The organism is Octadecabacter temperatus, from assembly GCF_001187845.1.
GTDB classification, from domain to species: domain Bacteria; phylum Pseudomonadota; class Alphaproteobacteria; order Rhodobacterales; family Rhodobacteraceae; genus Octadecabacter; species Octadecabacter temperatus.
On sequence record NZ_CP012160.1, the window covers coordinates 1,583,637 to 1,598,354 of the forward strand.

At 55.7% G+C, this 14,718-nt stretch carries 16 protein-coding genes; 6 read left to right on the forward strand and 10 right to left on the reverse strand.

From position 1 onward, the window contains the following. Positions 1-109: 109 nt before the first annotated feature. The 5 genes from OSB_RS07935 to OSB_RS07955 all read right to left on the reverse strand — a co-directional run bounded on the left by OSB_RS07935 (position 110) and on the right by OSB_RS07955 (position 3,941). Positions 110-724 (reverse strand): HNH endonuclease, encoded by a 615-nt coding sequence (locus OSB_RS07935; protein ID WP_049834479.1) that lies wholly within the window; start codon positions 722-724, stop codon positions 110-112. 142 nt (positions 725-866) lie between these two features. Further along, the gene (locus OSB_RS07940) at positions 867-1,535 is read right to left on the reverse strand and encodes an alpha/beta hydrolase (protein ID WP_049834480.1); all 669 of its coding nucleotides are present in this window, start codon (positions 1,533-1,535) and stop codon (positions 867-869) included. Then, positions 1,532-2,161, reverse strand: a complete 630-nt coding sequence (locus tag OSB_RS07945; protein WP_049834481.1) for a DNA-3-methyladenine glycosylase family protein — start codon at positions 2,159-2,161, stop codon at positions 1,532-1,534. The genes OSB_RS07940 and OSB_RS07945 overlap by 4 nt, the downstream gene beginning before the upstream one ends. After that, positions 2,158-2,898, reverse strand: a complete 741-nt coding sequence (locus OSB_RS07950; RefSeq protein ID WP_049834482.1) for a cobalt-precorrin-6A reductase — start codon at positions 2,896-2,898, stop codon at positions 2,158-2,160. Before OSB_RS07950 ends, OSB_RS07945 begins: the two co-directional genes overlap by 4 nt. Beyond that, positions 2,895-3,941, reverse strand: a complete 1,047-nt coding sequence (locus OSB_RS07955) for a cobalt-precorrin-5B (C(1))-methyltransferase (RefSeq protein ID WP_049834483.1) — start codon at positions 3,939-3,941, stop codon at positions 2,895-2,897. The genes OSB_RS07950 and OSB_RS07955 overlap by 4 nt, the downstream gene beginning before the upstream one ends. 96 nt (positions 3,942-4,037) lie before the next feature. Here OSB_RS07955 and cobA point away from each other — a divergent pair, with 96 nt between their 5' ends. The 3 genes from cobA to OSB_RS07970 are packed head-to-tail and all read left to right on the forward strand — an operon-like array spanning position 4,038 to position 7,476. Continuing rightward, a complete protein-coding gene (gene cobA / locus OSB_RS07960; protein WP_049834484.1) occupies positions 4,038-4,883 on the forward strand; it encodes a uroporphyrinogen-III C-methyltransferase in 846 nt (281 codons plus the stop codon). Positions 4,884-4,887: 4 nt separating this feature from the next. Then, a complete protein-coding gene (locus OSB_RS07965; RefSeq protein WP_049834485.1) occupies positions 4,888-6,174 on the forward strand; it encodes a cobyrinic acid a,c-diamide synthase CobB in 1,287 nt (428 codons plus the stop codon). A 48-nt stretch (positions 6,175-6,222) separates the two neighbouring features. Next, positions 6,223-7,476 (forward strand): MFS transporter, encoded by a 1,254-nt coding sequence (locus OSB_RS07970; RefSeq protein ID WP_049834486.1) that lies wholly within the window; start codon positions 6,223-6,225, stop codon positions 7,474-7,476. On the opposite strand, the gene OSB_RS07975 is transcribed toward OSB_RS07970, so the two are convergent. The 4 genes from OSB_RS07975 to OSB_RS07990 form a co-directional block, all read right to left on the reverse strand. Then, the gene (locus OSB_RS07975; RefSeq protein ID WP_049834487.1) at positions 7,473-8,228 is read right to left on the reverse strand and encodes a squalene/phytoene synthase family protein; all 756 of its coding nucleotides are present in this window, start codon (positions 8,226-8,228) and stop codon (positions 7,473-7,475) included. The two genes, OSB_RS07970 and OSB_RS07975, sit on opposite strands and share 4 nt — an antisense overlap. Then, positions 8,225-9,841: a citramalate synthase gene (cimA, locus tag OSB_RS07980; protein WP_049834488.1), complete on the reverse strand. Its 1,617-nt coding sequence runs from the start codon at positions 9,839-9,841 to the stop codon at positions 8,225-8,227. The genes OSB_RS07975 and cimA overlap by 4 nt, the downstream gene beginning before the upstream one ends. A 90-nt stretch (positions 9,842-9,931) precedes the next feature. Beyond that, on the reverse strand, positions 9,932-11,377 hold the full coding sequence (gene cysS / locus OSB_RS07985) for a cysteine--tRNA ligase (RefSeq protein WP_049834489.1): 1,446 nt from the start codon (positions 11,375-11,377) through the stop codon (positions 9,932-9,934). Between the two features lie 158 nt (positions 11,378-11,535). Further along, complete coding sequence (locus tag OSB_RS07990) at positions 11,536-12,060, reverse strand: DUF1697 domain-containing protein (protein WP_049834490.1); 525 nt, start codon at positions 12,058-12,060, stop codon at positions 11,536-11,538. Between the two features lie 16 nt (positions 12,061-12,076). Between OSB_RS07990 and OSB_RS07995 the strand changes: the two genes are divergently transcribed. After that, positions 12,077-12,427 carry an MmcQ/YjbR family DNA-binding protein gene (locus OSB_RS07995; RefSeq protein WP_049836098.1) on the forward strand — a complete coding sequence of 117 codons (351 nt, stop codon included), beginning with the start codon at positions 12,077-12,079 and terminating at the stop codon, positions 12,425-12,427. A gap of 64 nt (positions 12,428-12,491) precedes the next feature. Here the strand turns inward: OSB_RS07995 and OSB_RS08000 are convergent, their stop codons facing one another. Further along, positions 12,492-12,875, reverse strand: coding sequence for a VOC family protein (locus OSB_RS08000; RefSeq protein ID WP_049834491.1), 384 nt, complete (start codon positions 12,873-12,875; stop codon positions 12,492-12,494). Positions 12,876-12,980: 105 nt separating this feature from the next. Between OSB_RS08000 and soxR the strand changes: the two genes are divergently transcribed. Further along, positions 12,981-13,415, forward strand: coding sequence for a redox-sensitive transcriptional activator SoxR (gene soxR / locus OSB_RS08005; RefSeq protein WP_049834492.1), 435 nt, complete (start codon positions 12,981-12,983; stop codon positions 13,413-13,415). Between the two features lie 31 nt (positions 13,416-13,446). Beyond that, the gene (locus OSB_RS08010; protein ID WP_049834493.1) at positions 13,447-14,619 is read left to right on the forward strand and encodes a pyridoxal phosphate-dependent aminotransferase; all 1,173 of its coding nucleotides are present in this window, start codon (positions 13,447-13,449) and stop codon (positions 14,617-14,619) included. Positions 14,620-14,718 lie beyond the last annotated feature (99 nt).

Below are 14,718 nucleotides of genomic sequence, written 5' to 3' on the forward strand. Positions count from 1 at the left end.
GTGGTCCTCCGAGGTTAAGTTAGCGCTAACGTAGCGCTTTCTAGCTTCGATTTAAATCTAAGTCTAGCACGTTACCCGCGTTTAAAGCGTAAACATTGCCGCGCGCGCATTATGCATCAAGTTCTGCATCCCAGTACAGAAAATCCAACCAAGACGCATGTAGGTAATTGGGTGGAAACTTGCGGCCCATATTGCGCAACTGCTCTGCCGCTGGCTGCCGCGGTGGTTTGCGCAAAGACATTCGTGCCTCGCGCAGTGACTTTGATCCCTTCGACAGATTGCACGGTGAACAAGCGGCAACGACGTTTTCCCAAGATGTCACCCCACCTGCGGCCCGCGGCACAACGTGGTCGAACGTCAAATCCCCCGTTGCAGAACAATATTGGCACGAAAACTCGTCACGCAGGAACAGATTGAACCGTGTAAACGCGACCTTCTTTTGCGGCTTCACATAATCGCGCAACACGACAACCGATGGAATGCGAATTTCCATCGACGGGGATCGCGCGACTTCGTCGTATTCGGCGACAATGTCGACACGGTTCAGCCATGCGGCTTTCACAGCATCCTGCCACGGCCAAAGTGATAGCGGGTAATAGGACAGCGGACGGTAGTCGGCATTCAACACAAGTGCGGGGTGCTGTTTTAACCCTACTGGCTTTCGCACAAAGTCTGATCTGAAATCCGTGTCTGTATTCGTTGCAATCTGCAAAACCGTTCCCATCCTGTCTGCTATCAAAAGCACCAGAACGGGAGCCCCGCTCCAGTCTTAAGACCGACTATATCTCGTGCTCACAGCCATTCAAGCCCAAGATATTGATAGTTTTATGACAGATCAGTGCCGGTTAGACACTAAGGCGTGCACCCTATTGATAGCCAAGCCGTTCGCGCATGAATGCGAGCGCCACCTGCAATCCATCCGGCGCAATGCCGTGGCCTGTACCTTTTTGGATATGTGCGTAGACCTCTTTCCAGCCTGCACCTTGAAGCGCTTCGGCGGCCTCTGGCAAGGATTTAACGGGAACCACGTCGTCCTCGTCTCCGTGGATTAACAGGACCGGAGGACGGCAAACAACGTCATCAACCAACGCTTCTGGCTCAAGCAAACGACCAGAGAACGCAGTCAGCCCAGCAACCGCGTCTTCACGGCGCGGCAAAACGTGAAGTGACATCATCGTTCCTTGGCTAAACCCAAGCACCATCACCTGTTCGGGCAACAGGTCTTCATCGACCATAATACCATCAAGATAGCTGTTCAGGTCATCCGCTGCACGATCCAACCCTGCGCGGGATTCTTCCTCGGATGATCCATCAATCCATGGGATCGGGAACCACTGGAACCCCATCGGGCTTCCGGCGCAGTCTTCGGGTGCATCCGGCGCAAAGAAAGCAGTGTCAGGCAGGTGTTCTGCCAGTGGATCAGCAAGGCCCATCAGGTCGGCCCCATTCGCGCCGTACCCGTGTAAAAACACCACCGCAGAGCGCATTTCGCCCGATGCCGGTTCGCGGCGCTGTGAATTTAGAACCCGTGTCATATGATGCCTTCTCTCTCTTTGTCTACGCGGTAGTACGCCCACAAAAGCCGCGCTGCAACCGACCGCCACGGCGACCAATCCTGCGACATCTCGCGAAAAGCTTTTTCCTTCGGGCGCTCCGGTAGGTCGTATAAAACGCGGGCGGCTTCTTGCAGTGCCAAGTCACCAGGCGCGAAGACATCCGCACGGCCAAGACTGAACATCGCATAGACTTCTGCCGTCCACGGACCAATGCCCTTTACCGCTGTTAACGTCTTAATAACCTCAACGCTCGGCATGGTGCGCAGCCCGTCAAAATCAATACCGGCATTCGCCAACTCGTGGGTGTAAAGCGCCTTTTGGCGGCTTAAACCGAGCCCACGCAATTCATCCTCGCTCGCGGCAGCGCAGGCCTTAGGCGTGGTCATGCCCGCATCGACCAACCGGCCCCAAATCGCATTCGCGCTTGCGATGCTGACCTGTTGACCCACGATCGCATTTAAAAGTTGATCAAACCCGTCTGGTTTGCGCCGCAGCGGCAGTGGCCCCGTTTGGGCATAAGCCGCTTTCATCTTCGGGCAATGCGCGGCTAACCAATCCATGCCTTCAATGACGCAAGCATCCGTTTCAATAATTCGCTCAGTCATTGGCGCGTCCCAAGCGACATCACCCAAGCAACTGCTTCTTGAACGTTCGAAAGCGGCGTCGCGCTCGGCATTTCGGGGCGTTTCAACAGCAAAACGGGAATCTTCAACGCACGCGCTGCGTCCAGCTTTGCACGGCCCCCGTCCCCACCTGCGTTCTTCACAACGATATGAGTTACCCCAAGCGCTTTGAACAACTGCGCCTCGCTTCGTGGTGAAAATGGCGGTCGGCCAAGAACAAACTCACCGCCCTCAAATGGAAACGGCGCGGTGGGTGGGTCGATCAAACGACACAGCACGCGCCGTCCCTCAAGGTTCGCGTATTGCGTTAGCGTTTGACGCCCCGTTGCAAGGAACACGACAGCGTTCGCGGGAATATACGCTGCTGCGTCTTCTGGCACATCAATTATCGTCCAATCATCACCCGTCTCAGCAATCCAAGGTGGACGAACGAGTTGCGCATAAGGAAGGCCCAACTCTGCACAGATCCGCGCGGTGCGATTGGTGATCTGATCGGCAAACGGATGCGTTGCGTCCAAAACGGCGCTGATGTTTTGGTCTTCTAAATAGGCGCGAAAACCGTCTTCGCCGCCAAACCCGCCCGTGCGTGTCGGAATTGGCAATGGTTCGGGCGAGCGCGTTGCGCCCGCAAGCGATGCTATCACGTTAATGCCCGTATCCGTCAAAGCCCACGCAATACGCTTGGCCTCACCTGTCCCTGCCAGCAGTAGAACCGTCACAGTCCCACCTGCGCGATAATCTTTCCGCTTCGATCAATCATCACGATATCTGTTTCAGGCGCGTCTTCGCCAAACTGCGCCCGCACTTGCTTTGCGGCTTTGCGTGCAATGACTTGCCCAAGCTCCGGCCCTGCGATTTCATAGGCCTCTAGTGCGGTGTTTGCTTTCGCCACAGCAGGGTTGCCCGCCCATTCAGATAGCATATCAAAATCCACTTGCGAGCGGCCCGAGTGCAAATCGACGGCCCCTTGCGCCAGTTTGGTGAGCTTACCAATGCCGCCGCCAATCGTCAGCCGAGCAATGGGATTGCGGCGCATATACTTGATCATCCCGCCAATAAAATCGCCCATATCCAGCATCGCGTGATCCGGTAGCCCATAAAGCGCCTGAACCGATTTCTCAGACATATTGCCCGTGCAGCCCGCAACATGGGTCAACCCGTCTGCACGCGCCACATCAATCCCGCGATGGATAGAGGCAATCCACGCTGCGCATGAAAACGGGCGCACGATCCCCGTGGTTCCAAGAACACTTAACCCACCGACAATCCCAAGACGCGGGTTCCACGTTTTTTGGGCAATTTCTTCGCCGTTCGGGATGCTAACCGTAATTTCGACATTAGGGGACTGCCCAAATTCGCTTGCCATCTCAGCAACGATCTCATCCATCATCGCCCTTGGCACAGGGTTAATAGCCGCTTCACCAACACCAATCGGCAAACCCGCTTTGGTGACGGTGCCAACTCCCTCGCCCGCTTTAAACACCACGCCCCCGATGGACGTCGAAACGCGCACATCAATCGTCGCGCCATGGGTCACGTCCGGATCATCGCCTGCATCTTTGATGATACCGGCCTGCGCCCAACCATCGCCACGGCACGCGCCAACAACCTCAAACACAGGCTGCTCGCCTTTGGGCAATGTAATTGAAACTTGGTCGGGAAAATCACCCCATAACCCCATCAACGCCGCCTTAGTGGCAGCGGTGGCACATGCGCCCGTGGTCCAGCCCCGCCGCAGCTCTCCTGATGGTTTACGTGTCATTGTCGCGACCTTAACCGCGCAGCACGATGACGCCAATCCGCAAAACCATGTCGTTTGCTCCCTTTCACACGCCCCGTTCTCGGGCCATAAGACGGTATGGATACGCGACTCCCTTCATATGACTGGCCCGAGCTTGAAAAAGGCTGGGTTTGGCTGTGCGGTGCTGGCCCCGGTGATCCGGGTCTTTTGACGCTGCACGCCTTGAATGCACTGCGCCAAGCCGACGTTGTGATTTATGACGCGTTGGTTCAGGTCGCGATCCTCGATTGGGCTCCGCAGGCCGAACATATCTATGCAGGCAAGCGTGGCGGCAAACCGTCAGCCAAACAACGCGACATTTCGCTTCAGTTGGTCGATTTGGCAAAAACAGGCAAGCGCGTGCTGCGCCTTAAGGGCGGTGATCCGTTCGTATTCGGGCGTGGCGGCGAAGAAGCGCAAACGCTTGTGCAGCATGGTGTTCCCGTTCGCATTATTCCTGGTATTTCAGCTGGGATCGGCGGGCTTGCCTATGCTGGCATCCCCGTGACGCACCGCGATGTAAACCAATCTGTGACCTTCGTGACGGGCCATGACCAATCCGGCAACGCTACACAAAGCCTCGATTGGCATTCAATCGCCAAGGGGTCGCAAGTTATTGTTATCTACATGGGAATGAAGCACATTTCCCAAATTACCGCATCCCTTACCGATGCTGGACGCCCCTTATCTGAACCTGTCGCGGTCGTGACATCCGCCACCACAAAAGACCAACAGGTCATTGAAACAACACTGGGAACGATTGAGGCTGACATCGCCAAAGCGGGCCTCGAACCGCCTGCGATTATCTGTGTCGGCAAAGCGGTGCGCATGCGGGATGTGTTGAACTGGCAAGCACAGGCCGAAGGCATCCCACCTGTAAACCTAGACCCATTGGGCCGTGGACGGCCCGCTGAATCGGCCTAATCCAGTGGGCGGTTTTGTCCTCGCAGCGCCGTCTTCGGGTGCAGGGAAAACAACCGTAACACTTGGCATCCTACGCGCGCTGTCTCGTGCGAGTCATAGCATCCGATCTGCAAAATCCGGCCCTGACTATATCGACCCACAGTTTCACGCAGCCGCCACGGGGCACCCCTGCGTGAACCTTGACGCATGGGCGATGACGCCAGAACGCTTGAAATCGCTCGCCTCTGGTGCGGGGGATTTGATCGTTGAGGGCGCGATGGGTCTGTTTGACGGTGCCCCGCCTGACGGAAGAGGGTCTACCGCCGAACTCGCAAAAGCGCTTAAGCTGCCTGTCGTCTTGATTGTGGACGCAAAGGCAATGTCACAGTCAATCACGGCCTTGGTTGGCGGTTTTATGGCCCACGACAAAGATGTGAAGATTGCGGGCGCCATCTTGAACCATGTCGGGTCTGAACGTCACGCTGACATGCTTAAAACCGCGCTAGCACCGCTGAAAATCCCTGTGCTTGGCGCTATTCCCCGCTCATCCGAATTGTCACGCCCATCTCGCCACCTTGGCCTTGTCCAAGCAGGTGAGATGCCTGATCTCAATGCCTTCTTGAACAAAGCAGCCGACATAGTTGCCGAAAACGTCGATCTCAGGGCGCTGAAAGCACTAGCAGCACCATCTGATTGGCCTGTTGCACAGCCCGTAAAAAATGCGCCCCGACGCATTGCCGTGGCACGCGACGCCGCTTTTTCGTTCACCTATCCTCACATGCTGCGCGATTGGGACCAAAGCGGCGCGACGATCCTACCGTTTTCACCATTGGCTGATGAACCTGTACCTGAAGCAGACCGTTTATTCCTGCCGGGTGGATACCCTGAGCTATACGCGGCCACCCTCGCCAGCAATGCAACCTTCATTCAAAGCCTTAAATATGCGGCACAAGAAACTGATATATATGGCGAATGCGGCGGATACATGATGCTTGGCGAAACCCTGATCGACGCGGAAGGTACGCCTCATAAGATGGCAGGACTTCTGGGCCTCACCACAAGCTTCAAGGAACGTAAACTGCACTTAGGATACCGTAGCCTTACCCAATTGGCCCAACATCCTCTGACATATAATACACCCAATCATCGCACTTACGCTGCGCATGAATTCCACTATGCCAGCACTTTAAGCGCAGATGGGACGCCCCTGTTTAATGCAACCAACGCCGAAGGAACCCCGCTTGGCCCGATGGGCCTGATCGAAGGACGCGTTGCAGGATCTTTCGCGCATATCATTGATCCGATCAATTAATTGTCGCGCCCCATTGCCAAGGTTAGTCGCGAGGCGTAGCCAAATCGCATGACCCAAGCCACTTCCCAAATCCCAGACGACAGCCGCGCAAAACGCAACGTTGCCGTCCTCGTTCTCGCCCAAGCAATCCTTGGGGCGCAGATGCCGATGATCTTTGTTGTCGGAGGGCTGGCGGGCAAGCAACTGGCCTCCAACATCTGTTGGGCGACATTGCCTATTTCACTGATTATCTTTGGGTCAATGACTACCGCCCCGTGGCTATCCCCCCTTATGCAGTCACGCGGAAGACGGTTTGGCTTTTATATTGGCGCGATTGCGGGCGCATTCGGTGCCGCGGTTGCCGCGTACGGCCTTTATATCGGCTCGTTTACCGTGCTTTTGATCGGGTCCTACTTCACGGGCATTTATATGTCCGCGCAGGGGTTTTACCGTTTTGCAGCTACCGACAGCGCGTCCGACAGTTTCAAACCCAAGGCGATTTCTTATGTCATGGCGGGCGGTCTGCTTTCGGCGATCCTCGGACCGCAGCTTAACAAAATCGTTGATGGCTATTCTGTGGTGCCATTCCTTGGCACTTATATGGCCGTTGTTGCGCTGAACCTAATCGGTATGTTCCTGTTTCTGGCGCTTGACTTACCCAAAGGCACACGCGGACAGCCCAAAGTCGACGGCCCCGCCCCGCGCACCCGTGGTCAGCTTCTCTCTGACCCCAACATCATCGTAGCGATGATCGTCGCACTGGTGTCCTATTCCTTGATGAACCTTGTGATGACATCCACCCCACTTGCCGTCGTGGGTTGTGGGTATGATCTTGATAATGCAAATAATATTGTATCTGCGCACGTGCTTGCGATGTTTGCGCCATCCTTCTTCACGGGGCACCTAATCGTACGCTACGGCGTCAAAACGATCATGGCTATTGGCCTTGTGATCCTGACAGCCGCGGGTATTGCTGCCCTCTTTGGGGTCAGCCTCGCGGATGGAAACCAGCCGTCGTTGGTAAGCTTTTACGCCGCCCTGATCTTGCTTGGCCTTGGTTGGAACTTTGGTTTCATCGGTGCAACGACACTGCTGACGTCTTCGCACGCTGCGCACGAACGCGGTGTTATTCAGGGCCTTAATGATATGATCGTGTTCGGCTCAGTCATGATGGCGTCACTGGCATCGGGTGGCTTGATGAACTGCTCTGGCGGGGAACCGATTGCAGGCTGGACGGCCGTGAATATCGCAATGGCACCGTTCATCGCTTTGGCCGCAGGTGCACTGATCTGGCTGACATTCAAATCCCGTCGCGCGGCCTAAGACCAGCGTAACAGTCTAATTTTACTGCGAAACTGGCTAATACCCACAGTTCCGTCCGCCACGCGTTGTGGCTCAGATGCGATCTGCATCAAAACCGGCTTCGCAGTCCATCCCTCAAGCAATGCAGCGTGCGCAAGTTTAGGCAAACGTTTGCGAAGGTTGCGTGCAGACCCAGCATCCGCGGCGGAATTTAAGGCAAGTGTCACCAACCCTTCACGCGTTCCGTTGATCAACGGAACACGACCGGACTCTTCAAGGGCGCTCACGGCGGCAAGGTAACGGGACACGGAAACGGCCGCGCCGTAGTTCAGCACAGGCAAGCGCATATCGTCAGGCGCCCCGAGCAGACGGGCCGCTTGCCACATCAATTCAGCGCCCCCTTTTCGGAAGTAATCGACGAAATGCTGCGCGTCTTCAAACGGGTCTTTATAGATGTCCCAACGACGCACCGCGACGACCTGATCCAGCGCGGAAGCAGCCTCAGCGTCTAGAACCTCAGTCAAGGGCGTAGTAACCTCATGTCGGCGAACAGCCCCGCCACTGGCGATCTCTTCCAAGGCATCGCGCCACCATTGCAGCCGCATCTCTGCAATCATTGGCTCCTCAGTCACCCAAGGCGCGCGCGACACTTCGACGTTAAAGGCATAAAGCGGAAACAAAACGCGGCGCGCCTCAACCGGGGCAGCCATAGCCGCCATGAAACGATGTGGGTCGCCTCGTTCAACAATTGCAGCGCAGGCGTTCAGGCTCACGTTTCAGCCCCGTCCCGCACCAGCTTCCAACGGATCGCGTCCACAAGGGCGTCAAAAGACGCATCCACTATGTTCGCGCTGACCCCGACAGTGGACCACGTGCGGCCCTGCCCGTCCTCTGAGTCAATAATGACCCGCGTCACGGCTTCGGTGCCACCATTGGTGATACGCACCTTAAAATCCGTAAGATGGACGTCAGCGACTTTGTCAGCGTAGCGCCCCAGATCTTTCATCAAGGCACGGCTAAGCGCATTGACGGGACCTTGGTCAGACCCGTCCGGGCCAAGGCTTTCGGACACAGACATCGTTTTCACACCATCCACCTTCACCACGACAACGGCCTCAGACAGCGACACCATTTCGTTGCGTTTGTTACGACGGCGTTCAACGGTCACGCGGTAACGCTTCACCTCGAAAAACTCAGGCATCAACCCCAGCTCTTCACGGGCCAAAACCTCAAAACTCGCCTGCGCGGTGTCATAGGAATATCCCGCAGCTTCACGATCTTTCACGCGGTTCAGAATGTTCTGCAACGCAGGGTCGCCCTTCGCCACGTCCAAACCCATTGAGCTCAGGCGCTCGCGCAGGTTGCTTTGCCCCGCTTGGTTGGACATAGGCACAATACGGCTGTTGCCGACAACGCTCGGATCGACATGCTCGTAGGTGCTCGGGTCTTTGGCAATGGCAGAGGCATGAAGCCCCGCCTTATGCGCGAACGCCGAAGCCCCAACATAAGCCGCCTGTTTATTCGGTACACGGTTCAGAATCTCGTCAAGCATCCGCGATGCTTTGCGAAGATCCTTAAGCGCTTCCATGCTGACGCCTGTTTCAAACTGGCTGGCGTAGGGTTCTTTCAACAACAATGTCGGTATAAGGGTAATCAAGTTGGCATTGCCGCAACGCTCTCCAAGCCCGTTGAGCGTGCCTTGAATCTGGCGCGCACCGGCAGCGACGGCGACCAGTGAATTGGCAACGGCATTTTCGGTGTCATTGTGCGTGTGAATTCCAATGTGATCCCCTGGCACCCCCGCCTCGATCAGCGCTTTGGTCGCGCCGCGTACATCGTGGGGCAATGCGCCGCCGTTGGTGTCACACAAAACAACCCAACGCGCTCCGGCGTCATAGGCCGCTTTCGCCGCGCGCAGCGTATATTCAGGATTGGCCTTAAACCCGTCAAAGAAATGCTCTGCGTCAAACAGAGCCTCGCGCCCGGCGCCAACAATATGCGAGATCGAGGCCGAAATGTTCTCGATGTTTTCATCCAGCGTAATCCCAAGCGCTGTCTTCACATGGAAATCATGGGTCTTACCGACAAGACAAACCGACGACGTTCCAGCATTCATAACAGCCGCCAAAACGTCATCATTATCCGCAGACCGCCCTGTCCGCTTGGTCATCCCAAACGCCACAACCGTCGCGCGGGTCTTGGGCGCATCTTCAAAAAACTCACTGTCGGTTGGGTTGGCGCCGGGCCAACCACCCTCGATGTAATCGACACCAAGTTCATCCAGCACAGCGGCAACCGCATGCTTTTCATCCGTGGAAAACTGAACACCTTGGGTTTGCTGCCCATCGCGCAACGTCGTGTCATAAAGGTAAAGACGCTCAACCATGATCACACATCCCAGATTCTTTGGCTCTTAAATACTCACTCTTGCGCGGCGCAGCCGCGCCCCCCGCTCGCCGCAGGCGCTGATCGAAGATCATTTCAACGCCTCCAATACAGACGCATCAAAATCAGGCCCAGCTTCCCAGCTTGCTGTTCCAGCGACATCCGTCACCTGAACACCGGCGGCATTCAACACGTCGCGAACGCGGTCCGCTTCGCCCCAGTCTTTGGCAACACGCGCCGCACTGCGCTCTTCGATCAAACGCTCAATCACGGGCGCGACCCACTCGGGCAAGTCATTGCCAGTTTCGGCTTGATCCAGAACAGCCCAGTCATTCACGAGGCCAAGCATTTCCAAAGCATGGGCCAAAGGAACCAACCCCGCCGCAGTCTTGGCCTTCGCCAAAACATGCATGCGTGAAATCGCACCCGATGTGTTCAGATCGTTGCCAAGAACGCCCATGAACTCAACATCAGCGTTCCAATCACCGGACGCTTTCAGCTTTTCAACTGTTGCGGCCGAATACCCATGCTTGCGCAGTACCTCAAACCAATCAGACAGCATCTTTTCGGCCTCTGCTCGCTTCACATCCGTCCAATCCATTGGTTTGCGGTAATGGGTCAACAAGAACACCAACCGAATAACCGCGCCATCGACGCCTTTGTCCAACAAATCGCGGACCGTAAAGAAATTGCCCAAGGACTTGGACATTTTCTTGCCCTCGACCTGCAGCATCTCGTTGTGCATCCAGACCTTAGCGAAGCCGTGGCCGCAGCAGGTTGACTGGGCGATCTCGTTCTCGTGGTGCGGGAACTGCAAATCATTGCCGCCGCCGTGGACGTCGAACTCCTCGCCGAGCAAATCCAACGCCATTGCAGAACACTCAATATGCCATCCTGGGCGACCACGTCCCCACGGGCTATCCCAACCGGGTTGGTCGTCCGTGCTTGGCTTCCATAGCACAAAATCCATCGCATCTTCTTTGAACGGCGCAACTTCGACACGTGCGCCAGCGATCATATCATCCACGCTACGCCCAGACAGCGCGCCGTATTCTTCGTATGACCGCACGCGAAACAGCGCATGGCCTTCCGCACTATAAGCATGACCTTTTTCGATCAGGTCTTCGATCATAGTGATCATCTGACCGATATACGCCGTCGCTCGTGGCGCTTGGTTTGGTTCCAACGCGCCAAGGCTGGCCATATCTTCAAGATACCATGCAATCGTCTCATCAGACCGCTCAGCGATAAGCTCCTCAAGCGTCCCTGCCGCGCCCGCTTTTTGGCGGCTCAGCGCTGTCGCATTGATCTTGTCATCGACGTCGGTGAAATTGCGCACATAGGTCACGTGCTCTGCGCCATAGGTGTGGCGCAGCAAGCGAAACAACGTATCAAAGACAATAACAGGGCGCGCATTGCCAAGATGGGCGCGGTCATAAACCGTCGGCCCGCACACATATATGCGCACGTTATCTGGGTCGATCGGTTCAAACTCGACTTTTTTGCGAACCGCGGTGTTGAATAGTCTAATCGTCATGACGTGCCTCTAGCGCAGGGGTTGCCCGCGGACTTAGCAAGTTCAACGATATGAGGAAACGTGAAAGAGCAGCCCGCGACTAAGTCAGCAGGTAATAATACAGCAGATGATGCAAATGCTCTTCATACGAACTCAATAGCCGTCCCGCACCGCCCCCGTCAACGCACCATTTGCGCAAGCTTGCGCACCGTGTTGAGGTTACGGGCGGTTGCTTGCACACCAAGCACGCGTTCCATTTTCGCCATCAGCTTTGATCGCGCCACGCCGGATGGCGCAAAAAGCCAAACGCGCTTTCCCTGAATGACCAGTTCTTCATCCTCAGTGATCAACGTGTCGCGTAACGTTTCATCTAAAACCGGCGCTTCCAAACAAAAGAATGCATGAACCAGATTGCCCTTCACGTCCCAAGGACAGGCGTTTTCAGCGTCCAAAATTTCCTGCGCGGGCAAGACACGCACGGCAACATAAACACCCATTTGCGCGATCATCGCAGAGCGCAACTGTCCCACTAAATCTCCGGCATTCGCCTCAAAAACCAAATTGCCAGACGCAATGTAGGATTTCACATCTGTCCAACCCAGCCCTTCAGCCAAGGCGCGCAACTCTGCCATCGGAACCTTATTGGCCCCACCCACGTTCACACCGCGCAGCAACGCCACCCACTTGTCAGACATATCACTCATGCTCCATCATTCCCTCATGAGCCTTGCCACAGTCAATGCGATTTGCGAAACCCTCCCCTCAGCTGAGGTGTCTGACCCTTGGGGCGGTGGTCATGACGCGTGGAAAATCGGAGGCAAGATGTTCGCCAGCATGGGCACCGTTACCCAAGGCGTTGCTGTAAAATGCTCCAGTATCGAAGACGCTTTGCACCTCGAAGATATGTTCGGCTGGCCCAAAGCTCCGTATTTCCACCGCTCATGGGTCTTAATCCCATGGGACATCGATGAGGACGAGCTGAAGCATCGAATTGAGACCTCCTACGCCCTGGTGCGCAACTCGCTCACGAAGAAGCTTCGCGCAACGTTAGCACCCTATTCGCCGTCCTGAAAAGTTATGCCGACTGCGCACGCCGCAAGCGAATAGCCTGCGGCGCTCGCCGGTATTTATTCGGTCAATCGTATTGAACGACCTCAATCTCCAAACCGTTCTCATCTTGAAAATAGAACCGACGTCCAGGTTCGTAATCTGCATGGGAATGCGGTTCAAACCCGCGCGCTTTAACCTTGGTTTCAACTGTATCGAGATCATCCACGACAAACGCGATGTGGTTTAAACCTGCCCGTTGATTGTAACTGACCTGTTGCGCGTCGTGCAGCGATCCCTTTTCGCCCGTATAAAGGGCGACATAAGACGTCGCGCTTCCGACATGGACTGAGTACCCATTGTGGATCGAGTTCCCTGACCACCGGACGTGCCAACCAAAAAGGTCAACAAACATCCCAGCCGTCGCATCGGGGGCCGCCACCGTAATATTTACATGTTCCAAATATGCCATCGTTATTGCTCCATCTATTGCGTGTTGTTCTTGTATTCGCTTCATGACTCGTTTCTAATTTCTCAAGTGCACTTTAGATCAAGACCTTTTTTTAAGGATGAACACATGTCAGGGCTAACCATCGGTGATCTCTCGAAACGCACCGGCCTCGCGGTTTCTGCTATCCGTTTTTATGAAACGCATGGAATCGTGCACCCTGTGCGCAATGCCGGTGGGCATCGACGTTACGGCGCCCATGATTTACGTCGCCTCTCATTCGCAATGATCGCGCAGAAACTCGGCATCGCCTTGGCAGACATCGCCGCTCATATTGCGCATCTTCCAATTCACAAAGCCCCGAGTAAAGAAGACTGGTCCCGTGTCTCAAAGGACATGCGCAAAGACCTGAATGTACGTATTTCCCAGCTTGAACTACTGCGTGATCGCCTTGACGGTTGCATCGGATGCGGCTGCCTATCGTTGGACAGCTGCGCACTTTACAACCCCGATGACATCCGTGCCGACGAGGGGGCTGGCCCTCGCTCGTTGATAGCGGATTGACACCACTCGTTTCTATAGGTCACGTGGCCGAATGGAATTATCAAATCGCATCACACATCTCACCCCTGGCGGCTCTGACGGCTGGGAAGTTTTTTACAAGGCCCGCGCCCTAAAGACAGCGGGTGAGCCAGTCACCGAGCTGACGATCGGCGAGCACGACATTCGCACGCATCCAAGTATTCTTGATGCGATGCATGTCAGTGCCAAGGGTGGGCATACCGGATACGCCGCTGTTCCGGGCACACAAGCCCTACGCGAAGCCGTCGCGACGCGCATCCAAACACGCACGGGCGTTGCAACCGGCGCAGAAAACATCCTCATCACACCTGGCGGCCAAGCAGCGCTTTATGCCGCGTTCAACGCCATTTGTGATGAAGGCGACACCGCGTTGTTCATTGATCCTTATTACGCGACCTACCCGGGTACGATCCGCGGTATCGGTGGCGTTCCACAAGCAATTCCGGCTTACCCAAGAAACGGCTTTCAACCGCGCGCCGAAGACATTGAAGAACACGCCAAAGGCGCAACAAGCCTGCTGATCAACACGCCCAACAACCCCACGGGCGCGGTCTACACACGCGACACCCTGCAAGCCATTGCAGACACCTGCATCGCTAACGATCTTTGGCTGATCTCTGACGAGGTCTATGACACACAAGTATGGGACGGCAGCCATCTTAGCCCCCGCGCTCTACCGAATATGGCAGATCGCACACTTGTCGTCGGTTCCATGTCCAAAAGCCACGCGATGACAGGCTCGCGTGTCGGTTGGGTCTGTGGTCCGGCTGATGCCATTGAACACCTTATCAACCTCGCGACCCACACTACCTATGGCGTTCCCGGCTACATCCAAGACGCGGCCCTGTTTGCGCTCGGCGAAGGCACACCTCTTGAAGATGTGGTCAGCGCACCTTTCTCGCGACGTCGCAAAATCACCGAAGACCTGCTTGCCAAGCAAAACATCGTCAAAGGCTGCCCAATCAGCGGCGCGATGTATGCGATGCTCGACGTTCGCGCCACGGGGTTAAGCGGACAAGACTTCGCGAATGCCTTGTTAGACGAACACTTGATCGCCACGATGCCTGGTGAGAGCTTTGGAACAGCGGCGGCGGGCCACGTCCGCGTCGCAATGACAATCGACGACGAAACCTATACAAGTGCCCTACAAACCCTGCTCGACTTCGCCAAAGACAAAGCCTCTTAGCCCTGCTTTTGTTTCATAAATATCCCGGGTGGTCTGGAGGGCTGGCCCTCCAGCGGGTCGGATTTGGCGCAGCCAAATTCGATTAAACAAAAGGACCAC

What these genes read in the sequence shown, in the direction of transcription:
- OSB_RS07935 (WP_049834479.1), bottom strand. Translation starts at nt 724, where the DNA reads ATGGGAACGGTTTTGCAGATTGCAACGAATACAGACACGGATTTCAGA.
- OSB_RS07940 (WP_049834480.1), bottom strand. Translation starts at nt 1,535, where the DNA reads ATGACACGGGTTCTAAATTCACAGCGCCGCGAACCGGCATCGGGCGAA.
- OSB_RS07945 (WP_049834481.1), bottom strand. Translation starts at nt 2,161, where the DNA reads ATGACTGAGCGAATTATTGAAACGGATGCTTGCGTCATTGAAGGCATG.
- OSB_RS07955 (WP_049834483.1), bottom strand. Translation starts at nt 3,941, where the DNA reads ATGACACGTAAACCATCAGGAGAGCTGCGGCGGGGCTGGACCACGGGC.
- cobA (WP_049834484.1), top strand. Translation starts at nt 4,038, where the DNA reads ATGGATACGCGACTCCCTTCATATGACTGGCCCGAGCTTGAAAAAGGC.
- OSB_RS07970 (WP_049834486.1), top strand. Translation starts at nt 6,223, where the DNA reads ATGACCCAAGCCACTTCCCAAATCCCAGACGACAGCCGCGCAAAACGC.
- cimA (WP_049834488.1), bottom strand. Translation starts at nt 9,841, where the DNA reads ATGGTTGAGCGTCTTTACCTTTATGACACGACGTTGCGCGATGGGCAG.
- cysS (WP_049834489.1), bottom strand. Translation starts at nt 11,377, where the DNA reads ATGACGATTAGACTATTCAACACCGCGGTTCGCAAAAAAGTCGAGTTT.
- OSB_RS07990 (WP_049834490.1), bottom strand. Translation starts at nt 12,060, where the DNA reads ATGAGTGATATGTCTGACAAGTGGGTGGCGTTGCTGCGCGGTGTGAAC.
- OSB_RS07995 (WP_049836098.1), top strand. Translation starts at nt 12,077, where the DNA reads ATGAGCCTTGCCACAGTCAATGCGATTTGCGAAACCCTCCCCTCAGCT.
- OSB_RS08000 (WP_049834491.1), bottom strand. Translation starts at nt 12,875, where the DNA reads ATGGCATATTTGGAACATGTAAATATTACGGTGGCGGCCCCCGATGCG.
- soxR (WP_049834492.1), top strand. Translation starts at nt 12,981, where the DNA reads ATGTCAGGGCTAACCATCGGTGATCTCTCGAAACGCACCGGCCTCGCG.
- OSB_RS08010 (WP_049834493.1), top strand. Translation starts at nt 13,447, where the DNA reads ATGGAATTATCAAATCGCATCACACATCTCACCCCTGGCGGCTCTGAC.